Here is a 20,162-nt window from a genome sequence, read left to right on the forward strand (position 1 = left end):
CCGTATTATGGTGAGAAATGAGTTTCGTTCACTAGTGTACCGTATAGAAAATTGAAGCATGACCGATACACCGCAGACTGTACAAACTGAGACACTTTCACGGATTGCCGCCATCCGTTTCCAAAAGGTGGGCAAACTCTATCATTTCGACTGCCTCGCCTTTCCCAACCTTCAGCAAGGGGATTATGTCATTGTAGAGACGATGCGCGGGCGGCAAATGGGGGAGGTGGTTGAGTTTTATCCCCCCGAATCTGATCGCTTTGACTACAAGCCGATCACGCGGATGGCGACGCCCGCCGATCTTTTGCTGCGCCAACAATGGGAGGCGAAAGGGTTATCGACGCTGATCGAAATCCGCGAACTGGCTCATGAACTAGGCGGCTACGGGACGTGCAAATTTCTTGCCGTGCAGTACAACTATGATGGCACAATCATGACGGTCATGTACAGCACAGACGACCAACGGGTGAACATCAACCGGCTGCGCAGCGCCCTTGCCAGCCGCTATTCGGCAAAGATCGATGTACGCCAAGTCGGTCCGCGTGATGTGGCAAAATTGATCGGGGGGATGGGCGCGTGCGGCATACCGCGCTGTTGTTCCTCGTTCCTCACGGAGTTCAGCCCCGTCTCAATCAAGATGGCAAAAGCGCAAGGTATTTCCTTGAATCCGTCGGAAATCACAGGGATGTGTGGGCGGCTGCGCTGCTGCCTTGTCTATGAATATGAACAGTATGTGGAGGCGCGTAAGCAGCTTCCCAAGCGAAACAAGCGGGTAGGCACAGCACAAGGTGTGGGGAAAGTCATTGACGTTCACCCCTTGTTGGACGCTGTAACCGTTTTGGTCGAAGATACGCGCCTCCTCGTCAAACGGGATGATCTTCTCCCACTGGACGAATTGGAGGCGTTGGAGGCAAAAGCAAAAGGCGGCTGTTCTCGCCATGAGAGCGGCGGCTGTGATTGCGGCGCGAAACATGGCGGCAAGGATGCCGATGAGGACGAAGATGAGAATCTTCCCATGATTTTGGATGATGAGGACGATCCGATTGCTGATTTGTAGCTGCTGTGCCGGATTATCAGGTTAAGGGCAAGGCGTATGCTGCGTGGGTTTCAGGCTTTTTTACGGTTGGGGATGATTCTGGGGCGTACTGCGCTTGTTCAAAAGGCGGCAACGTCTGCGCTAACCGCCGGCATGGAAGCGGCAAACCGCGCCACCCACAAGCACATTCGTCAGGTGTTCGCTGTGGATTTACCCCTGACGGTGTTTGTGCGGGGTAGCCAGTGTGAGCTTATCGTGCGCCGCGAGGCGGGCGACCATGTGGAGTTGAACGCGACGTTGCTTGCCTCGTTCGGGGTGGAATTTGTCACCGAGCAAGATGAACACGGCGTTTATATCGTTGCCAAGCGAAGACCGATGCTAGGGAAAGTCTCACGAGTCAAGTTCAGCATCACGCTGCCGCCGGAAGCGAACCTTGTCGTTCATTTGACGCCCGGCACGGTGATGCTCCATGACGTGGATGGGGCGATCACGATTCCGGCGGCTGCTCCGGTGGATTCCCGTCCGGCGCTGACGGTGACACCCCCGCCGAATCCATCCCTTCCGGCACGGACGGGGTGGGGGCGTCGTCGGGCATAGGGGGGACGCCTAGCGCTGCCCAAAAGTCAGCGTAATCAAGGGGGTGAAAATCCCCCGCCCCAACGAGGTATGCCCGCTGATCTGTCCACATGAAAAGGCGCTGCCCTCGCTCCCGTTGAAGCAAGACAGAAACCTCGCGCAAGCCGATATGATCCCGCGTTCGGACAACCCCCTTCACTTCGACCCACGCCTTTGGCTGGGGGAGGTAGAAATCGACCAAGTAACGGATCGTCTCCCCCAAGCGCTCTGGTTCGTAAAACCAGCGTAGATTTCGCGCCTCCAACGCCAACGCGAAACGAATTTCCAGTTGAGAGCGGAAGCGCGTGAGACGCAAGGCGGGAGGGAGCGCCCCAGCGTGCCACGTTTGGGCATGGAGGGGCGGCAAGGGCAGTGACTTACGCGGGCGGCGCATCGGCGTTTCGTCGGGCGAGCTTAAGCGGGCTTGTTCAGCACGCTGTCGATCAAGCCATATTCAAGCGCCTGCTGCGCCGTCATGTAGATGTCGCGATCTGTGTCTTGCTCCAACTTGGCGCGGAGTTGCCCGGTGGTCTCCACAAAGAAATTGAGCAAGCTCTCCTTCAAGCGGATAATCTCTTTGGCTTGAATGGCAATATCGGAGGCTTGCCCGCCACCACCGCCATAGCTGAGCGGCTGGTGCATATGGATCGTGGCATTGGGGAGGGCATAGCGCAGCCCCTTACGCCCCGCCGCCAGAAGAACCGTCCCAAAGCTCGCTGTCATGCCGATGGCGGTGGTGGAGACGGGGGCGCGAATGGCACGCATCGTATCGAGGATTGCCATCCCCGCGTAAATTTCGCCGCCGGGGGATTGAATGTACATCCGAATCTCGCGTTCGGGGTCTTCGTGTTCAAGGTAAAGTAGTTGGGCAACAATTGAATTGGCAACGATGGAATTGATCTCTGATCCCAAGAACACAATGCGTTCCTTGAGGAGCAGCGAATAAACATCCCAAGCGCGTTCATAGCGCCCGGTATCTTCAACGACGGTAGGGATAAACACAGCGAAATCCTCAATCTCTAGGTTGTGTTTGGTGCAGAAGATGCAACACAACGCCGCGTTTCACGTATCTAATTATGCGCATGAAGACGCCCCGCGTCTATTAGCAATCTACAAGAAAATTGGGCGCTTGGGGTAAACATGCGCGGAGGGAGTGAGGACGATGGTTTGGGTCGTTGTTGGGGCAGCCGTCGCGCTTAGTGTGGCGTTCTGGCAAAAGATCGTCACTTGGGCAAATGGCATCCTTGCCGGATGGTTGGGCGATCTGTTTGGGGCAGACTTGAAAGAAGCCTTCACCATTTTGCTGGCGGCGGGAGATCGCTTTGCAGTGATCGTACAGCGGGCGGTAGCGCTGCTGCAAACGCGCATCGTTCGGGCGCGGATTATCTTCCAGCGCATGGTTGGCGGGCGCGAACATCAAAAGACGGTGATTGCTGAATTACAGAAAGAGGATGGTGAGATTGTTGAACTGCGGGCGGCGGAGGTCATCGCCTGGCACGAGCTGCCCGACGATGTGCGCGAGAAATTCATCCGCCGCCAAAGTGCCGATGTGGAGATTGAGTTGAAACTGAAGGCATAGAATTCCCCATCTTTCAGCCCTTGCCGCCTACGATGCCTGACACAGGGGGCGAAAAGGGGGGTTAGAGTGTTGCATCAGCAGTGTGTACTGCTGCCACGAATGCTGCCATTTTCGTGTGATCTTTTTTGCCCGGCGCAGCTTCTATCCCGCTGGAAACATCCACCGCCCAGGGGCGCACCGTCCGCACCACCTCACCTACGTTTTCAGGGGTAAGCCCCCCCGCCAACATAAAGCGGGGGAGACGCTCTTGTAAGGCGCGGGCAATCTCCATATTTCCTGTTTGCCCCGTCCCCCCAGCAAGCTCTTTGTGATAGGTATCCATCAGCAGGTGTGGTATCCATGGCGGCGCGGGGAGGGCGTTCGTGGGGAGGGCATCGAGCGCCTCTTGAACGGTGCGAGGCTGAATCACCGGATAACAGACGCCATGCAAGCGGCGTTGAATCTCGGCATAGACCTCCGCGCTGGCGCGGTGGATTTGCGCCCCTTGCAGTTTGCATTCCACCACAAAACGTTCTACTTCGGTGGGGTCAGGTTCTACAAAAACGCCGATACACTGCGGCACGCGCTCCACATCCAACCCGCGCAAAAGTTCCATCAGCGTCTTGACGGTATCATAGCTCACCCGACGGGGGCTAACATGGAAGGTGATGAACCCGATATAATCTGCGCCCGCGTGAACGGCGGCGGTCATATCGGCAAGGTTTGTGATTCCACACAGTTTAATCCGCGTCATCGGAGGACACCTGCTAATACCTGCACCTGTCCAGCAAGGTCACCTGCTTTGACCAGGCTTTCCCCCACGAGGATCGCCCGCGCCCCACATTCTGCCACAAAACGAACGTGTTCAACGGTGAAAATGCCGCTCTCGGCAACAAGGATCACTTCTGGGGAAACAAGCCGCGCCAGCCGTTCGGTAACGGCAAGATCGATGTGGAATGTTTTCAGATCACGGTTGTTGATCCCGATTAGAGGTGGGTTTAGGGGAAGGATGCGCTCCATCTCGGCTTCGTTGTGGACTTCGATGAGCGCCGCCATACCTAACGTTTTGGTATAGGCGTAGAGATCGGCAAGGTGGGCATCATCGAGAATAGCAGCGATCAACAGAATCGCATCTGCGCCAGCGTTTCGCGCCTCGGTGATTTGGCGGCGGTCAATCGTAAAATCTTTCCGCAAGAGGGGAATCGTCACCGCCGCCCGCACCGCCCGGAGATCGTCCAAACTACCCTGAAAAAAGGGTTGATCGGTGAGGACGGAAATTGCCGCTGCGCCGTGTGCTGCATAGCCGCGCCCCAACGCCACTGGATCAAAGGGATCGATCAACACACCTTTGCTTGGGGAGGCATGTTTGATCTCTGCGATTAGGGCAACAGTTTGGCGCGTTAGGGCAGCGGCAAAATCCCGCAGCGGTGGTGCCGCGGGGTCAAGACTGACCTCCCCTAATTGAGCAACTTCCTCCATTTTACGGGCAACGATGCGATCCAGAATCGTATCTGTTTTCGGGAGTCTGCTGAGTGTCATTGCGGCATGGCTACCTTTTGAGAGAAGGCGATTAATGCCTCTAGTTTACCTAATGCCGCACCGGAATCGAGACTTTCAGCGGCAATTTTCACCCCGGCGGAAAGGTTTGCCACAACGCCGCCTGCCACAAGCGCCGCCGCCGTATTCAGCAGAATCACATCGCGCTTCGCGCCGTGAATCGTGTTGTTCAGAATCCCCCGCGTGATCTCGGCATTGCTGTTCGCGTCGCCCCCGGCAAGATCATCCGGGGCGGAGAGGGAAAAGCCCAGTTCGGCAGGGTCGAGGGTGTAGGTTGAGACTTCACCGTTGCGGACTTCGCTGATCCGGTTGATGCCCCCCGTTGTCAGTTCATCCAACCCACCTGCGCCATGGACGACAAAGGCGGCTTCCGCCCCCAAACTGAGCAGCACCTTTGCCAGCGGTTCGGTCAGCGCCGGATCAAAGACACCCATCAACTGCCGCCTTGCGCCCGCCGGATTTGTGAGCGGTCCGAGGATGTTGAAGATCGTCCGCACGCCGAGTTCGCGGCGGGGGCTGATGGCGTGTTTCATCGCCGGATGAAAAGCAGGGGCAAAGAGAAAGCCAATGCCTGTTTCATCAATGCACGCGCCAACCTGTTCGGGCGTCAGGTTAAGGTTGACGCCAAGCGCCATAAGGACATCTGCCGAGCCGCTTTTGCTGCTAACTGAACGGTTGCCATGTTTGGCGACAGGCAAGCCCGCCCCCGCCGCCACAAACGCCGTCGTGGTGGAGATATTGAACGATCCTGTTCCATCGCCGCCCGTCCCGCAGGTGTCGATCAATTTGCCAACCTCAGCAATGGCGAGCGGCGGGTGATTCGCCGCCCGACGCATCGAGCGAGCGCTGCCGGTGATCTCATCCACTGTCTCGCCCTTCAGCCGCAGCGCCATGAGGTAGCCGCCGATCTGGGCGGGGGTGGCGTTCCCACTCATGATCATGTCCATAGCGCCTTCGGCTTCCGCGTCTGTCAGATGTTCGCGGCGGGCGAGTTTAGTGATTGCCTGTTGAATATCCATAAACCCCCGAATCCTCTTGTGTGGTGCTGGTTTGCCCCGGTGCCGTTTCACGCCGGGGTATGGTCTCTGCTTTAGAAGCGGCACTCCAAGAAATTTTGCATCAGGCGCGGACCGAAAGACGTTAGGATGCTCTCTGGGTGAAACTGAACGCCCAAGATCGGGTACTTTGTGTGTTGGAGCGCCATGATCTCGCCTTGATCGGTGAAGGCGGTCACTTTCAGTTCCTTCGGAAGGTCACCTTCCTCCACGATCAAACTATGATAGCGCGTCGCCTCAAAGGGATTGGGAACACCGGTGAAAATGGGGGCGCTTTTGTGGTAGATCAGGGAGGTCTTGCCGTGCATGAGGCGAGGGGCGCGGCTGACCGTGCCTCCGAACGCCTGCCCGATACACTGATGCCCCAAACACACGCCGAGCGTCGGGATGCGCGTCCCCAAGCGGCGGATCACCTCAAGGGAGATACCGCCATCGTCGGGGTCGCCGGGTCCGGGCGAGATGATAATATGTGAGGGGGCAAGCGCCTCCACATCTTCGACGCTGAGGGCATCATTACGATAGACGCGAATATCTGCGCCCAACATGCCAAAGGCTTGGGCAAGGTTGTAGGTGAAGCTGTCATAGTTGTCAATTAGCACAATCATGATCGTTAATCCTTTCGGAATTGAAAGCGCATTTCATTGGTAAGGACAAAGCCCAATGTCTCGTAGAGGGGGCGTCCGAACTCGCTGGCATGAAGAAGCATCGAACGAAAGCCCGCTGTTTGGCAGTAGTCCATTGCCACATCCACCAAGCGGCGTGCCAACCCCTGACGGCGGTGGGCGGGTTCGGTATAGACATTTAACAAGTACGCCCGCTCATCGGTGAGATCAAAGACGGTGGGGGGCATATCGAGGATGTAAATGCCCACCCCTGCTGCTACTTCCCCATCGGAGGCAACGGCAAACCATGTCAAAAGACGATCTGCCGCCATTTTTGCCTTCGCCCAGACCAAAAACGGCTCGTCTAAGCGCTGAAGGGACGGCTGAGCGCCATGCCCGATGTCGATGAACATGGCACGGCGGTGGTGGGCGATCAGGGCGAGATCGCCGGGGGTGTTTTCGGCGCGACGAATGGTGTAATCCATGATCTTAGAGAATCCCGCGTTCGGCGTTTTCGATGGCGACGGCAATTGCCCGCAGTTTGTGGATCGTCTCGTGGTATTCCTTTTCGGGGTCGCTATCGGCAACCACGCCGCCGCCCGCTTGAAGGATGACGCGCTTGCCACGCATCAGGACGGTGCGAATAGCGATACAGGTATCCATGCCGCCGCCATAGCTGAAATAGCCGACTGCGCCGCCGTAAATGCCCCGTCGCGTCCCTTCCAGTTCCTCAATGATCTCCATTGCCCGAATTTTGGGAGCGCCGGTGAGCGTTCCGGCGGGGAACGCTGCCCGCACAAGGTCAAAAGCGTTTAGTCCTTCGCGCAGTTTGCCCTCTACATTAGAGACGATGTGCATCACATGGCTGTAGCGTTCAATGAACATCATTTGGGAGACATGTACCGAGCCGAAATCGCAGACACGCCCTAAATCATTCCGCCCCAAATCAACCAACATGACATGTTCGGCGCGTTCTTTCGGATCGTTGAGCATGGCTTCTGCATTTGCCACGTCTTGAGCGTGGTCAGCCGCACGGGGGGCGGTGCCGGCAATCGGGCGGATGGTAGCAAGGTGGCTTTCGGCATCAAAGCGAACGACCATCTCCGGCGATGCGCCGATCACGCGCAGATCATCGGCGGGAAAATTGAGGAAGAACATATAGGGCGAGGGGTTCATCATCCGCAAGGCGCGGTAGATCATGAAGGGATGGGCGCTCGTCTCCCGCGTCAGGCGTTGGGAGGGGACAATTTGGAAGGCATCGCCCGCCGCAATGTACTCCTTCGCCTTGCGCACGGCATCTTCGTACTCTGGTTGGGTGAAATTGGACATGAGCGAGGCGTTTGTTGGCTCGGCAAGTTCGGGCATGGTGGGCGTCCCCGTGCGAAGGCGCTCCACCACCGCCTCGATGCGGCTGACGGCGGCATCATAGGCGGCGCGAGGGTCACCCTCGTTGTGGGCGTTAGAGAGGACGATCACTTGGTGTTTCACGTGATCGAAAATGACCAGCGTATCCACGATCATGAACATGAGATCGGGCAGCCCTAGCTCATCCTTTGCCGTTGTGGGTAGTTTTTCCACATGGCGGATGAAGTCATAGCTGAGGAAGCCCACCGCCCCACCGACAAAACGCGGGAGATCGGGCAAAGCAACGGGTTTGTAGGCACGCAGCGTCGCCTCGATTGCCGTGAGCGGGTCGTCTCCGGCGGGGAGGGGGCGGGTGGTCACCTTGTCCCCGCGCAGTTCACGCAATTCACCCTCTCGCCCGCTGAGAATAAGGGCGGGATTCACACCGAGGAAGGAATAGCGGGCGACCTGCTCACCGCCTTCGACACTTTCCAAAAGGAACGATGGTTCATCCATATTCCCGGCTAGTTTTAGGTAGACGGAGACGGGGGTTTCAAGGTCGGCGGGCAGGCGGCGATAGACAGGGACGAGATCGCCTTGGCTGAAATGGTGGGCGACATCCTCAAAGGAAGGCGCATAAAGCGCTTGGGGCGTAGTACGAAAGGCAACGGGAGAAGCCGTCATGGGTCACACCTCTGGGTACAGGGTACAGGGTAATAAAAAATCCCACCGCCACAAAGGGACGAGATGGGATTTCCCGTGGTGCCACCCTCGTTACCCCGCCCGAAGGCGAGATCACTTGAAGCGGGTACGCGAGACGGCTTGTCATCGGATACCCTCAACCCTGATAACGGTGGTGTCTCCGGCGGGGGCTACTAGGGGTATAACCCTGTTTGCGCCCGCGACTCCCCGATCCATTCGGCGCTTGCTTGCGTACCACCCTCACAGCCAGTGGGTGGCTCTCTGAACACTGCTCCAGCGCGTACTCGTTCGGATCAACATCGTTGATATGTTCGATTGTTGATCAGGATAACGCGGGTGAGGGGCGCTTGTCAAGGGGAATTGGGCGAGGCGCACAAGAAAAGACTCTCTCTTTACTCCCTGTGGCTGGATACCTGCTTGGCAAAACGGCAATGGGGTTGTGTAGTTCCTTTTGCGGTCTTATAATTCCCCCTCATGACGACGACAACGGATCAGCCCTCCCCGCCGCGCAAGCGAGGGCATGTGCGCCTGACGACTGCTGACGACTCGCCTATGCGCCTCGCCGAACGTCGCCGTCTGCGTCGCCTTCAAAAGGCGTTGGGAAGTGACTCCCCGCCGCCTGCGGTCACCCCGCGTGACATGCCCTTCCAAATTTACATCAGCACCCGTTGGCTGAGCGCGTTTTTGGTGGTGGTGATGGTCGCCGTGCTGGGGATTTTTCTCAGCCGCGATGTGTTCTATGTCAACCTGATCTATGTCGGTGGGACACGCTACCTGACGCCAGCAGAAATTTTTGGGCGAACAAAAATTGATCGTCGGCATATCTTCGCCGTCGATCCTGATGAGGTGGAGCGCATCCTCGAAGAAGACGCAACCATTGCCGACGCCGAAGTGCAGATGAGCCTTCCCGCCATTGTCGAAGTGATCATCACCGAGCGCGAACCCGCCCTTGTATGGGAACAGGCGGGCAAACGGGTGTGGGTCGATGTGGGCGGAAACGTCATGGAACAACGCGAAGACCTACCCGCTTTGATCCGTGTCATTGTCGAAAAGCCGAGTTCGTTTGCGGCACGGGGGGCGTGTCCACAGATGGGGATGGATTTGATCCTTGCCCCTGGAACGTGCATTGACCATCCGATGGTTGCCGGAGCGCTTCAATTCAAAGCGATGTACCCCAATGTGACGGAATTGGTCTTTGATCCGGCAAAGGGTTTGGGCTATCATCACGGCGGTGGGTGGGTCTTATGGTTTGGCGATGGGACGGACATCGGCTTGAAAATGGCGGTTAATGATAAAATTGTAAAGAGCCTCTTTGAGGGGCAGAAGAAACAGTTGGTTGAGGTAAATGTTGTTGACCCCGATGCGCCTTATGTGACGCTGGCGCCGGGCAGCCGCTAAGTGTCACCTAGCCATGCCGGATAACCATGTCGGATAACATTGTCGTAGGAATTGATGTTGGCACGACGAAGGTTTGTACCCTTGTCGGGGAGGTGCGCGCTGATGCCATTCACATTATCGGCGTCGGAATCGAACCCTCGCGGGGGATGAAAAAAGGCGTCGTGAACGATGTGAACACACTGACTCAAGCCGTCTCCGCCTCCATCCACAAAGCCGAACGCAGCAGCGGCTACCGCATTGGCAGCGCCTTTGTTAGCGTCGCCGGAGCGCACATCGACTCCCGCAACAGTCGCGGTGTGGTGGGCATCAACGGGACGCGGGGCGTTCAGCTTGCCGATCTGGAACGGGCGATGGAATCCGCCCGCGCCATCGCCCTCCCCCATAACCGCGAAGTCCTCCACATTATCCCGCGCAGCTACAGCCTTGATGGGCAAGATGGCATTCGCAGCCCGTTGGGGATGCACGGCTTCCGCTTGGAGGTTGAGGCGCATATTGTGACCGCCTCATCAAGCAGCCTGCAAAATGTGGAAAAGTGCATCAACGGGGCGGGCGTTTATGTGGATCGCTTCATCCTCAACCCCTTAGCTTCTGGCGAGGTCGTGCTGACTGACACCGAGCGGGAAATGGGGGTGATGGTCGTTGATATTGGCGGCGGCACCTCCGATATTGCCATTTTCATCGAAGGGACGGTCTGGCATACGGCGGTGATCCCCGTCGGCGGCTGGCATCTGACGAATGACATTGCCCAGGGGCTGCACCTTCCCTATGAGATTGCCGAGGCACACAAGATTGAACACGGTCATGCCGACCCCCGTCAGGTAGACGAAAACGAAGTGTTTGTCGTCCAACCTTTTGGCGAGGAACACATGAGCCGCGTCCAGCGCGTTGACCTTGCCCATATCGTCCAACCGCGTGTGGAAGAACTCTTTCAACTCGTCCTGCGGGAGGTGAAGTATAGCGGCTACGATGGGCTGCTCTCAGCGGGGGTTGTCCTGACGGGCGGCACAGCAAACCTCACCGGCATCAAACATATTGCCGCCGACGTTCTGAAACTCCCCGTGCGCATTGCCCGCCCGGAAAATATCACGGGCATGGCAGATCAACTGCGCCATCCTTCGTACAGCACAGGCGTTGGGCTGCTCCGTTTGGGGGTGATTATGAACCGCGAAGACGAACGGCGGGGGAAGTTCTCACGGGCAAATGGGGGCGGACGCCGCCGCGACGGGGAGTTCAAACCTGAGGATGAAGGCAAGAAGCGCGGGGCGGCGATTGGGAAATTTTTCAATACCATGATGAAACGCCTTCTTCCTGAGGACGACAACACCTAATGAAGGCGCTGCCGGACGCCGAGGTATGCATTGTTGGCACGGGACTTATGGGGACATCGCTGGCGAAGGCACTGCGCGGGTATGTGCGGCGTCTGGTGGGAAGCGATCTAAGCGCCGTCAATCGTGCTGCGGCTGCCCCATCTTTTGACGCGCTCTACACCGATCTCACCCCGCTTGCCAACGCCGATCTGATCGTCCTTGCCATCCCCGTGCGGGCAATCCTCAGTCTCTTGGGGAAACTACCTACCATTCCCGTAAAAGCCGGTGCGCTCATCCTCGATATTGGCGGGACAAAAACGGACATCACAGCGGCGATGAACCGCCTCCCCGAAACGGTGTTTGCCATTGGGGGGCATCCGATGTGTGGGAAAGAAACGAGCGGTCCGGGTGATGCCGATGGGGGTTTGTTTGTCGGATGTCCCTTTGTGCTTTGTCCCACAGAGCGAACAACCTCCGACGCTCTGACTGTTGCGCGGGCGCTGGTGGAGGTCATTCGGGCGCGGGCGATCCTCCTAGACCCAACAACCCATGATCGTGCCATTGCCGCCATTAGCCATTTACCCTATTTAGTCAGCGCCTCCCTGGTGGGGGCGGTCATGGAACTTGCTGAGGAAACTCCGGCGGCGTGGGAGTTGGCGGCGTCTGGCTTTCGGGACACCTCGCGCTTGGCGGTCAGCGATGTGAAAATGAAGGGCGATGCGCTGCTCACGAACCGGACAGCGGTGATCGCAGCATTGAACGCACTGCGGACGGAGATTGATATGCTTCATGCCTTGCTGACGAGTAGCGACGATGTTGCACTACGCGAAAAAATGGAGAGTGTCCGTACAGCGCGGAACACATGGGCAGAACGGGCAGAACGAACTGGAAAACAGCCCTAGATTCATCCGCCCTCCTCCCCCTAGTAGTCCACCACAGTGATTTCTAAAAAACCAATCCCCCCGCCCCCTTCTCCTTGCAGAAGAAGGGGGAAAGACAAACGGCGTCTTTTGCCTTTTAAGCCCCGTAGGGGTGGTCATTCTTAGCCCGCTGCTTTAGCGGCGGGGGACAGCGTAGTGCCTATCCTTTTTTGTATCTTCTTGATGAATCACGAAGCCTACAACGCCGCCAGCACCGCCTCGGTAAATTCGGTGGTGCTGAAGGCCTTTTCGCCTGCTCCAGCAATATCCTTTGTTCGTGCGCCAGCTTGGATTGCCCGATCTACCGCCGCCTCTAGCATCTGTGCCTCGTCCTCTAGATTCAAACTGAAGCGAAGGAGCATTGCCGCACTGAGGATTGTCCCTGTTGGGTTGGCTATGCCCTGTCCGGCAATATCCGGCGCGGAGCCGTGAATCGGTTCGTAGACGCCGAACGTCCCCGCCCCTAAGGATGCGGAGGGGAGCATCCCCAACGATCCCGCCAAAACCGCCGATTCATCGGTGAGAATATCGCCAAACATGTTCTCGGTGACGACGACATCGTAGCGGTTGGGGGTGCGCAGCATCTGCATGGCGAAGGCGTCTACCAGCATATGATCAAGGGTGACTTCTGGGTAATCGGCGCTCAGACGGGTGACCGCACGCTGCCAAAGGCGGGAGGTGGCGAGAATATTTGCCTTATCTACGCTGGTCAGTTTGCCGCGGCGCCGTCCCGCCGCCCGAAAGGCAACATGGGCAACGCGCTCCACCTCATCAACACTGTATTCGAGGGTATCAAAGGCGCTGCCGCTGTCGCCTTCTTCTTGGCGTACCCCAAAGTAAATCCCACCCGTCAGTTCACGGACAAACAGAATATCGACCCCCTCTAAAAGATCGGCACGGAGGGGGGCAAACTGGGCAAGGGCGGGGTAGGCGCGGACAGGGCGCAGGTTGGCAAACAAGCCAAAGTGTTTCCGCAAGCGGAGCAGCCCTTGTTCGGGGCGCACCTTTGCCGAAGGACTCGACCAACGCGGTCCCCCTACTGCACCAAGCAGCACCGCCGCCGCGTTTTCGCAGGCGCTCACCGTTTCTGGGGGAAAGGGATCGCCCATCGCATCAATGGCACAGCCACCGAAAAGGGCTTCCTGAAAGGTGAAGGCGTGTCCCTTCCGGTGGGCGATTTCCTTCAAAAGGGTGACGGCGGCATTGGTCACTTCTGGACCGATGCCGTCGCCAGCCAACACTGTGATATTTGCACGCATAAGGTATGAGTATTCCCTCCGTAAATTGCCGTACCTATTGGGCTGTTGTATTATAGTAACCTAATCTAGCCATTGGGATCGGCAGTCGAAGTGAGGCATTTATGAATTTGCACAGGCGGTTGCTTCTTTTGGGGTGTCTAGTGATCGTGTTCATGTCATGGACGACCTTCACGTTTGTTCCCCATGTGAGCGCCCAATTTAACCCTTCTGATGTTCGCATCAACTTTACAACGACCAACGAAGTCAGCGATCATCCTGGAGAACTTCGCCTTCTTGTCTTTTTCACCCTAGTCGATTCAGTTGGACGTGCTGTTTTAGAGCCGAAACTGCGCACGGTGAAAGTTGCCATGCTTGATCCCAAGGATGGCGGGCCCTACCAAGCCGATGTCAAAAAAGCAGAAGGTCCTATTTTTATCTCGATTGTGTTAGATGGCAGTGGAAGCATGACCCGCTCGGCAGATGCCCTGCGGCAGAGCGCCTTAGCCCTGCTTCAAAATGGACCCCAGAATGCACGCTATTCGATTTATGCCTACAGCGATAGCGTTGCCCGCCTCACCGACTTCACCGATGACAAATTCCGCTTAGAAGGTGCGGTGAATGCGGTAAAACCGGTCAACCTTGCAGGGACATGCCTGATTGATGGAGCATTTAAAGCTGTGGCGGATATGGCGGCGGCGGTTGGTCCTACAGATCGCCGTGCCATTGTCATTTTGACTGACGCCAAAGCACGCAACGAGGACACATCGAAATGTTCACCGAAAACGGTGGATGATGTCCTTGCCATAGCAACAAACAAGAAATTTCGCATTCCCATCTATACCATTGGGCTGAAAAACACCCAAGAGGATGTTAACGAAGCGCCGCTGCGGACAATGGCGCTGACGACGGGCGGCGCTATTTCGATTGGATCAAACCTCCAATCGCTGTTCAAAGAAATCAACGACGCCTTGAACTCGCAGCTTATGGCGGAAGTCTTCGTGAAACCGCAGGCGGGCGAACGGACGGGAGCCCTTCAAGTAGAGTTGGATAACGGCTCAAACCTAACAGCGACGAGTTTCACATTTGAATCGCCCGCTGATTTCACCTTTAAGACCCCAACCCCGACAGCGACAAATACACCCCTCCCGCCGGTCTTCTTTGAAGTGTCGCCCATGCGCTTTGATGAGGCATCGAAAGAATTCCTCGTCACCGTGCGAAGCATTATCAGCCCGGAGCAGATTAAACAGTTCCGCTTCCAACTCGTCGATCAAAATGGTGTGGCAGCGGGGGCAGAAATTCTCCTCGGCGCACCCTTGACCGGTGAGGTGCGAGTCCCCGTGAAGGAAAGCTTGCCGAAACAACGGGTCAGTGTGATCGTCACTGCCGTTGATAACGGGGGATTCCCGCTCTTTTCGGTGACAGCCCCCGGCGCATGGGGGCCTACCGAAACACCCACAGGCACCCTCGGACCAACTGACGAACCGGTTGGCGCTGTGGTGGACTCGATTCAGTATGTCGATCCGGTGACAAAGACCGCCATTCGGGTCAAGTTGCGGTTGTTTACGCCGGCAAAGATCAACCGCCTGCGGGTGGCGCTGATCGACGCGAACACGAATGTCCTTGCCCGTGATTTCCCCTCGGAAGCGGTTGCCCCAGAACTCGTCTTGAATTTGGATCGGACTGACGCGCAAGGGCAGCCTGTGCCAGCGGGAACATATGCGGTACGAGTGTTCTCTATTGCCGAAGATGGGCGTGAGCTGTTCGTGAACTCTCTAGAGTTCGTCCACACCCGCGTGGAAACCCCCACCCCAACGGCAACCCTCACCGCCACGCCGGTGGTCTCTGCTGCCGTGCCGATCTCCGTCGAGACGGATTACGCACGGGGGAAGTTGATCTTCAAGATCGAAACCCTTAACCCACAACAAATCGCCGCCTATCGCTTTGAGTTCATCAATGCCAACACAGCAGGCAAGGTTGCCGAGCGCGAGGCAAAATCGCCACCCTTTGATACCGCCGAGGTTGATTTTGCCGGAATCCCTGACGGGCAATACCTTGTGCGGATGCGTGCCTATGGCGCAAATGGCGAGCCAGTAACCGATTTTCAGGGGCTGCAATTTACCTTCCTTGGACCGACGCCTACAGCCACATCAACGCTGCTGCCAACGGCAACAGAGATTCCGGGCGATATCGTCACTCGTATTCGGATGGCACTGGAAGACCCGAATCAGCGCGGGTTGGTCATAGGTGGGTTTGCCGTTTTGGTTGGTGGATTGTTGTTCACCATGTACTTGCTTCTGCGCCGCCCGAAGAAGGCGAGTACGGGGACGGGCTTCCTTGCTGAAATGACCGGCGCCATGAACATTGCCGAGATGCAAAAGGAACAGGAAAAAATGCAGCGGCAGCAAGGGGCAAAAACCGCCGCCGCACCGCCGCCGCCAGCACAACAGCCCTATCAACCCTCACAGTATCCGCAGCCCGCTGCGCCGCCCTACCAACCACCTGCCGCACCAATGGGTGGGATGGAGATGACGAACCCGATGCCGCAGATGTTGGCGCCGCAAGCCTTCCTGATGGTCGTTGGGTCACGCGATCCGGTCAATGTGAATCGCTCCATCCCGGTGAGCCAACTTCCCTTTACGTTGGGACGCAAACAGCGCAACCTAAACTTTGATCAGGATGATAATGTTTCGCGGGCGCATGGCGAGATCATCTATGAGAACGGAGCGTTCTATATCGTTGACAACAACAGCACACATGGGACGTTTGTAGATAACGTTCAAGTGCCACCCGGACAGCGCCGCGCCCTCCCGAATGGCTGCGAACTGCGCTTGGGGACAACAACGGTCATGAAGTTCCAGTTTGGTGGTTCGGATGTGGACTCGACGAATCCCGTTATGCCCAGCTATCGGAATTAACGGACGGTAGTCATGTCACAAGGGGGAACCGACTTACTTGGACAGATTGACGCCGCCGGATTGACCGATGTTGGCTCAAAACGGCAGCGTAATGAAGACTCCTACACGCTCCTCCTCCCCACGACAGGGACAAAGGAGCGTGGCTTAGGAGCATTTTTCATCGTCGCTGACGGCATGGGGGGCTTGGGTGGTGGCGATACTGCCAGCCAAGCCGCCATTGATCAAGCAGTTCGTGCGTTCTATAACCAGAACAATCAAGCGGGCGATCCTATCCAGCGCTTGGCAAACACGCTGGAATCAGCGAATGTCTTTGTCCGTGAGCAGGCGCAGCGAACGGGGCTGGCGCGGATCGGTTCAACGGCATCGGGGATGAGTGTTCGCCCCAATGGGGAAGCACTCATCTTCAATGTGGGGGACTGCCGCGTCTACCGTCTACGTGATGGGCAAATGCAGCGTTTGAGCCGTGATCAAAGCGTGATGGAAAACCAGATTGCCTCTGGCTTCGTCACGGAAAAAGAAGCCCGTGCCGCCCGTAACTCTATGGTCACCGCCTTTCTGGGACAACCCTTCCCTCTCACGGCAATCATTGAACCGGCGCAGGTGCAGCCGGGCGATGTCTACTTGATGTGCAGCGATGGGCTGTGGAGTCTTGCCGAGGATGCCGAACTTGCGGCAATCTTGAAGGCGAATCCTGCTGCCATTGCCGTTCAAAAGTTCATCAAATTGGCGATTAGTCGGGGTGGAAACGACAACATCACGGCGATTGTCGTCCGCTTTGGAGCGCCACCGGGTGCGGGGCGTTCGCCCTTAATCATGGCGGGGCTGGGGAGTGCGCTTGTCGTTGGTGCAACAGCGCTTCTAATGAGCCTTACAGGGAACGCGGCGCCTCCCCCACCAACCAGCACGCCAAGCCTAACGCCTACGCACACGGCAACGCTGACGGTTACGGCGAGCCGCACCGCTACGCACACGGCAACCGCCACATGGACACCGACGGCGACAGTCACGTGGACGCCAAGCGCAGCGCCGACAACAGCCCCTACCAACACGGCAACCCAGACCCAGACGCTTGCCCCTAGCGCCACCACGCCACCGACGGCAACAGTGACCATGACGCCGAGCGCTGCCCCAGATGTGGAGGCAACGCCAACAGCGAAAGACTTCTAAGCGACGAAAGTGAGTCGTCCATTAAGACGATTTGGAGAAGCCCCCCTATCCCCCCTTTTCCTGCTTGCGGGGAAAGGGGGGAATGCGTCCCAGACGAAGAGGCTCATCGATTCTGAATCGACCAATCAAAGGCGATGTCAGGATCATCAAAGGGGATGCGGTATTCGTCCGGGGCTTTGGGGTTATAGCTGTGCGTCACATGGTAAAACAGCAGGACGGGCTTCACCCCTAAGACTTGATAACCATGTGCTATGCCCTTCGGAATCAGGATGCTGAGGGCATTATCTTCCCCGGCATAGATCACTTGGGTTGTTTTATGGGTGGGCGATTCAGGGCGGCGGTCATAGAGGACGACCCGCGCCATCCCATCAGCAACATACCAAATATCATCTTGCTCAGCGTGCCAATGAAATGCCTTGATCACACCCGGATACGTCTTGGTGATCGATGTCTGCCCAAATTGGCGCAGCAGGGAGTCATCATCACGCAAGATTTCCCGAAAATAGCCCCGATCATCGCTATGAGTGACCAACCGTTTGATCGTTACGTCGTGAATATGTCCCATAAGGTGGCGGCTAGTCTGGGAGAATCTTCGTGCCGGTGAAGTAATCCAGCCAGATGAGCAGGAAGAATGCCATCGGGATCATGCACAGCGGCAAGAGGGGAATTTCCACAAAGCTGATTGGCAACCGGGCATTCAACGGGATGAATGGTTTACCAAAAATTGCGGGCAAAATGAAAAACATGCTTGCCGCCGCTGGCAGCGAAAGGGCAATCGACACCACCCAAATGAGGATGCGGCGGGCATTTAATGTCGTATCTTGCTTTTCCGGTGTTTCGGCAGGCGTGTTGGGGGCGTCTGTCATGGTGAACTGATCTCCTCGGCGGTGAACCGCCCACTCGCTTTATTGCTTCGTCAACCAAATCTTGTTTGTGCGAATTCTAACGAAGGACATCCCAGGCGTCAACGGCAGCATCCGGTTGGAAGTTATTTTGTTTAGACGTTACGCAGTTGCCCTCATCCCCCTACCCCCTTCTCCCGGTGGGAGAAGGGGGTAGCGATTTTTTTGAGGGGGAAGTCCCCTCAAACGCCCCCTTTCGATGAGTATCAGGGTAAACATATTCAACTGCGTAAGTTCTATTGTTATTCTCCCTGCCGCGCCCGCATTTTATCGCGCATGAAGTCGGCAACCATATTCACGGCGACGGCGTTTAGCCCGCCTTCAGGGATGATCACATGGGCGTGGCGCTTGCTTGGCTCAACAAAATCATTGTGCATCGGGCGCACAGACTCAAGGTATTGGGCAATGACTGAATCCAAACTGCGCCCGCGCTCGGCAATGTCCCGCTGTAAGCGACGGATGAACCGAATATCGGCATCGGTATCGACAAAAATCCGCACATCAATCATCTTGCGCAGTTCAGGCTCGGCAAAGATCAAAATCCCTTCAATCAGGATAACCGGATGCGGCTCAACGCGGGTGGTCTGCGTGCTGCGGCTGTGCGTTACAAAGTCATAGACGGGAATATCCACCGCCCGCCCCGCTTGCAACTCGCCCAACTGGGTAATCAAAAGCGCCGTATCAAGCGAATCGGGATGATCGAAGTTGATGATCTCTCCGGCAGCACGCGGCATCTTTGCCAGACCGTGATAGTAGGAGTCATGTTGAATGTAGGCGATCTGCTCGCGTCCGATCAGTTCCACCAGACGGTGGGCAACCGTCGTCTTGCCCGATCCTGTCCCGCCCGCCACGCCAATGGTGACTGGGCGCGTAATGTCTGCGAAGTCCACCGCTGACTCCTTCGGCTTGATCACCCTTTTGGTTTCTCTTGGGAAGGGGATTGTACCATCTTTTGCCGTTGGCAATTTCCCCTTTCAAGGAGATTGACCCCTTAGTGGTTGACAGCCCCGCTTATCACGATATATTTACCGATGGGCTAGGCGGTGGTGATCAAGGGGTAAACGAACGACGCCCGCCCTTCTTATAAGAAGGCTGGTTACAGCCCAACCCGTGAGGGTACTGCAATATGTTGAAACTTGCCGAGGGAATCTACCAACACACCATCGCCCAATTTGTGAATATTTATGTGATCGCCGGCACAGACGGAGTGGGGATCATCGACACAGGGGTTTCCGGTGGGTTGGTGAACATCCTCCGACGCGAACTTCCCAAACTGGGGTTGGCGTTTGAGGACATTCGCCATATCCTTCTCACGCACGCCCATTTCGACCACATTGGCGGGTTGAAGAAACTGCGAGCGGCGCTCCCCACTGCAAAACTCTATGCCGGAACGCGGGAAACGCCGATCCTCACCGGAGCGGAAAAATTACAGGTTGCCCCCCGTTCAGAACTACGTGGTTTGGCGTGGCTTACGTCCTTTGGGTTAGTGACGAAGGTAGACCCAACAACCGTAGAGGTGATGTTGAACGAGGGTGATAGGCTTGACCACCTGCGGGGGCTGGAGGTCGTCAATCTGCCCGGTCACAGCGTCGGACAGATCGGCTTTTATCTCCCCTCGGCGCGGCTGCTGATCGGCGGTGATGTGATGTTTTCCTTGCCCCTTTTGGGTGTGAAAATGCCGCTCCGTGCGGCATCGGCTGATTGGGCGCAAGCGAAGGAATCGATCCGCAAGGTGGCGGCGATGGACGTGGATATTCTGAGCGTGGGGCATGTGTCGGCGGTGGTTGGCGGGGCGGGGGCGAAGATCAAGGCACTGGCGGCGAGAATATCCTAAGGGAGCGGCGCT

Annotated in this window: 21 protein-coding genes and 1 other annotated feature; of the genes, 9 read left to right on the plus strand and 12 right to left on the minus strand. The window is 57.0% G+C overall.

Annotated features, from left to right (window positions below; translation table 11 throughout):
- The first annotated feature begins 58 nt into the window (after positions 1-58).
- A complete protein-coding gene (locus tag HS103_09985; protein MBE7513129.1) occupies positions 59-1,057 on the plus strand; it encodes a stage 0 sporulation family protein in 999 nt (332 codons plus the stop codon).
- Positions 1,058-1,093: 36 nt separating this feature from the next.
- Entirely contained in the window at positions 1,094-1,633 is a 540-nt protein-coding gene (locus HS103_09990; protein ID MBE7513130.1) for a hypothetical protein, read from the plus strand.
- On the opposite strand, the gene HS103_09995 is transcribed toward HS103_09990, so the two are convergent.
- A complete protein-coding gene (locus HS103_09995; GenBank protein MBE7513131.1) occupies positions 1,524-2,045 on the minus strand; it encodes a hypothetical protein in 522 nt (173 codons plus the stop codon). The two genes, HS103_09990 and HS103_09995, sit on opposite strands and share 110 nt — an antisense overlap.
- Before the next feature lie 20 nt (positions 2,046-2,065).
- Positions 2,066-2,653, minus strand: a complete 588-nt coding sequence (locus HS103_10000) for an ATP-dependent Clp protease proteolytic subunit (protein ID MBE7513132.1) — start codon at positions 2,651-2,653, stop codon at positions 2,066-2,068.
- Between the two features lie 160 nt (positions 2,654-2,813).
- On the opposite strand from HS103_10000, the gene HS103_10005 reads away from it, so the two are divergent.
- Positions 2,814-3,230, plus strand: a complete 417-nt coding sequence (locus tag HS103_10005; protein MBE7513133.1) for a hypothetical protein — start codon at positions 2,814-2,816, stop codon at positions 3,228-3,230.
- Between the two features lie 61 nt (positions 3,231-3,291).
- Here the strand turns inward: HS103_10005 and HS103_10010 are convergent, their stop codons facing one another.
- The 6 genes from HS103_10010 to trpE all read right to left on the minus strand — a co-directional run bounded on the left by HS103_10010 (position 3,292) and on the right by trpE (position 8,451).
- Complete coding sequence (locus HS103_10010) at positions 3,292-3,963, minus strand: phosphoribosylanthranilate isomerase (GenBank protein MBE7513134.1); 672 nt, start codon at positions 3,961-3,963, stop codon at positions 3,292-3,294.
- A complete protein-coding gene (trpC, locus tag HS103_10015) occupies positions 3,960-4,748 on the minus strand; it encodes an indole-3-glycerol phosphate synthase TrpC (protein ID MBE7513135.1) in 789 nt (262 codons plus the stop codon). The genes HS103_10010 and trpC overlap by 4 nt, the downstream gene beginning before the upstream one ends.
- Positions 4,745-5,785: an anthranilate phosphoribosyltransferase gene (gene trpD, locus HS103_10020; protein ID MBE7513136.1), complete on the minus strand. Its 1,041-nt coding sequence runs from the start codon at positions 5,783-5,785 to the stop codon at positions 4,745-4,747. The genes trpC and trpD overlap by 4 nt, the downstream gene beginning before the upstream one ends.
- A gap of 71 nt (positions 5,786-5,856) precedes the next feature.
- Positions 5,857-6,426, minus strand: coding sequence for an aminodeoxychorismate/anthranilate synthase component II (locus HS103_10025; GenBank protein ID MBE7513137.1), 570 nt, complete (start codon positions 6,424-6,426; stop codon positions 5,857-5,859).
- A gap of 5 nt (positions 6,427-6,431) precedes the next feature.
- A complete protein-coding gene (locus tag HS103_10030; protein ID MBE7513138.1) occupies positions 6,432-6,908 on the minus strand; it encodes a GNAT family N-acetyltransferase in 477 nt (158 codons plus the stop codon).
- 4 nt (positions 6,909-6,912) lie between these two features.
- The gene (trpE, locus tag HS103_10035) at positions 6,913-8,451 is read right to left on the minus strand and encodes an anthranilate synthase component I (GenBank protein ID MBE7513139.1); all 1,539 of its coding nucleotides are present in this window, start codon (positions 8,449-8,451) and stop codon (positions 6,913-6,915) included.
- A gap of 51 nt (positions 8,452-8,502) precedes the next feature.
- Positions 8,503-8,775: a binding site (T-box leader), on the minus strand.
- A 168-nt stretch (positions 8,776-8,943) separates the two neighbouring features.
- On the opposite strand from trpE, the gene HS103_10040 reads away from it, so the two are divergent.
- From HS103_10040 to HS103_10050, 3 genes are read left to right on the plus strand one after another with little or no spacing between them, the layout of a single operon-like run.
- Positions 8,944-9,867, plus strand: coding sequence for an FtsQ-type POTRA domain-containing protein (locus HS103_10040; GenBank protein MBE7513140.1), 924 nt, complete (start codon positions 8,944-8,946; stop codon positions 9,865-9,867).
- A gap of 26 nt (positions 9,868-9,893) precedes the next feature.
- A complete protein-coding gene (gene ftsA / locus HS103_10045) occupies positions 9,894-11,195 on the plus strand; it encodes a cell division protein FtsA (protein MBE7513141.1) in 1,302 nt (433 codons plus the stop codon).
- Positions 11,195-12,076, plus strand: a complete 882-nt coding sequence (locus HS103_10050; protein MBE7513142.1) for a prephenate dehydrogenase — start codon at positions 11,195-11,197, stop codon at positions 12,074-12,076. The genes ftsA and HS103_10050 overlap by 1 nt, the downstream gene beginning before the upstream one ends.
- A gap of 215 nt (positions 12,077-12,291) precedes the next feature.
- Here the strand turns inward: HS103_10050 and leuB are convergent, their stop codons facing one another.
- Positions 12,292-13,353, minus strand: coding sequence for a 3-isopropylmalate dehydrogenase (gene leuB, locus HS103_10055; GenBank protein MBE7513143.1), 1,062 nt, complete (start codon positions 13,351-13,353; stop codon positions 12,292-12,294).
- A 152-nt stretch (positions 13,354-13,505) separates the two neighbouring features.
- Here leuB and HS103_10060 point away from each other — a divergent pair, with 152 nt between their 5' ends.
- Positions 13,506-16,247 carry an FHA domain-containing protein gene (locus HS103_10060; GenBank protein MBE7513144.1) on the plus strand — a complete coding sequence of 914 codons (2,742 nt, stop codon included), beginning with the start codon at positions 13,506-13,508 and terminating at the stop codon, positions 16,245-16,247.
- A gap of 12 nt (positions 16,248-16,259) precedes the next feature.
- Positions 16,260-17,414, plus strand: a complete 1,155-nt coding sequence (locus tag HS103_10065; protein MBE7513145.1) for a serine/threonine-protein phosphatase — start codon at positions 16,260-16,262, stop codon at positions 17,412-17,414.
- 103 nt (positions 17,415-17,517) lie between these two features.
- Here HS103_10065 and HS103_10070 read toward each other — a convergent pair whose 3' ends face one another.
- From HS103_10070 to udk, 3 genes are all read right to left on the minus strand, one after another.
- A complete protein-coding gene (locus tag HS103_10070) occupies positions 17,518-17,979 on the minus strand; it encodes a dTDP-4-dehydrorhamnose 3,5-epimerase family protein (GenBank protein ID MBE7513146.1) in 462 nt (153 codons plus the stop codon).
- A 10-nt stretch (positions 17,980-17,989) separates the two neighbouring features.
- A complete protein-coding gene (locus tag HS103_10075) occupies positions 17,990-18,280 on the minus strand; it encodes a hypothetical protein (GenBank protein MBE7513147.1) in 291 nt (96 codons plus the stop codon).
- Between the two features lie 278 nt (positions 18,281-18,558).
- Entirely contained in the window at positions 18,559-19,191 is a 633-nt protein-coding gene (udk, locus tag HS103_10080) for a uridine kinase (protein ID MBE7513148.1), read from the minus strand.
- 251 nt (positions 19,192-19,442) lie between these two features.
- Between udk and HS103_10085 the strand changes: the two genes are divergently transcribed.
- Positions 19,443-20,150, plus strand: a complete 708-nt coding sequence (locus HS103_10085) for an MBL fold metallo-hydrolase (GenBank protein ID MBE7513149.1) — start codon at positions 19,443-19,445, stop codon at positions 20,148-20,150.
- Positions 20,151-20,162: the final 12 nt, after the last annotated feature.

The sequence above is a fragment of the Anaerolineales bacterium genome (assembly GCA_015075625.1).
Taxonomy (GTDB): domain Bacteria; phylum Chloroflexota; class Anaerolineae; order Aggregatilineales; family UBA2796; genus UBA2796.

What these genes read in the sequence shown, in the direction of transcription:
- HS103_09985 (MBE7513129.1), top strand. Translation starts at nt 59, where the DNA reads ATGACCGATACACCGCAGACTGTACAAACTGAGACACTTTCACGGATT.
- HS103_09990 (MBE7513130.1), top strand. Translation starts at nt 1,094, where the DNA reads ATGCTGCGTGGGTTTCAGGCTTTTTTACGGTTGGGGATGATTCTGGGG.
- HS103_09995 (MBE7513131.1), bottom strand. Translation starts at nt 2,045, where the DNA reads ATGCGCCGCCCGCGTAAGTCACTGCCCTTGCCGCCCCTCCATGCCCAA.
- HS103_10005 (MBE7513133.1), top strand. Translation starts at nt 2,814, where the DNA reads ATGGTTTGGGTCGTTGTTGGGGCAGCCGTCGCGCTTAGTGTGGCGTTC.
- HS103_10010 (MBE7513134.1), bottom strand. Translation starts at nt 3,963, where the DNA reads ATGACGCGGATTAAACTGTGTGGAATCACAAACCTTGCCGATATGACC.
- trpC (MBE7513135.1), bottom strand. Translation starts at nt 4,748, where the DNA reads ATGACACTCAGCAGACTCCCGAAAACAGATACGATTCTGGATCGCATC.
- trpD (MBE7513136.1), bottom strand. Translation starts at nt 5,785, where the DNA reads ATGGATATTCAACAGGCAATCACTAAACTCGCCCGCCGCGAACATCTG.
- HS103_10025 (MBE7513137.1), bottom strand. Translation starts at nt 6,426, where the DNA reads ATGATTGTGCTAATTGACAACTATGACAGCTTCACCTACAACCTTGCC.
- HS103_10030 (MBE7513138.1), bottom strand. Translation starts at nt 6,908, where the DNA reads ATGGATTACACCATTCGTCGCGCCGAAAACACCCCCGGCGATCTCGCC.
- trpE (MBE7513139.1), bottom strand. Translation starts at nt 8,451, where the DNA reads ATGACGGCTTCTCCCGTTGCCTTTCGTACTACGCCCCAAGCGCTTTAT.
- HS103_10040 (MBE7513140.1), top strand. Translation starts at nt 8,944, where the DNA reads ATGACGACGACAACGGATCAGCCCTCCCCGCCGCGCAAGCGAGGGCAT.
- ftsA (MBE7513141.1), top strand. Translation starts at nt 9,894, where the DNA reads ATGTCGGATAACATTGTCGTAGGAATTGATGTTGGCACGACGAAGGTT.
- HS103_10050 (MBE7513142.1), top strand. Translation starts at nt 11,195, where the DNA reads ATGAAGGCGCTGCCGGACGCCGAGGTATGCATTGTTGGCACGGGACTT.
- leuB (MBE7513143.1), bottom strand. Translation starts at nt 13,353, where the DNA reads ATGCGTGCAAATATCACAGTGTTGGCTGGCGACGGCATCGGTCCAGAA.
- HS103_10060 (MBE7513144.1), top strand. Translation starts at nt 13,506, where the DNA reads ATGTCATGGACGACCTTCACGTTTGTTCCCCATGTGAGCGCCCAATTT.
- HS103_10065 (MBE7513145.1), top strand. Translation starts at nt 16,260, where the DNA reads ATGTCACAAGGGGGAACCGACTTACTTGGACAGATTGACGCCGCCGGA.
- HS103_10070 (MBE7513146.1), bottom strand. Translation starts at nt 17,979, where the DNA reads ATGGGACATATTCACGACGTAACGATCAAACGGTTGGTCACTCATAGC.
- HS103_10075 (MBE7513147.1), bottom strand. Translation starts at nt 18,280, where the DNA reads ATGACAGACGCCCCCAACACGCCTGCCGAAACACCGGAAAAGCAAGAT.
- HS103_10085 (MBE7513149.1), top strand. Translation starts at nt 19,443, where the DNA reads ATGTTGAAACTTGCCGAGGGAATCTACCAACACACCATCGCCCAATTT.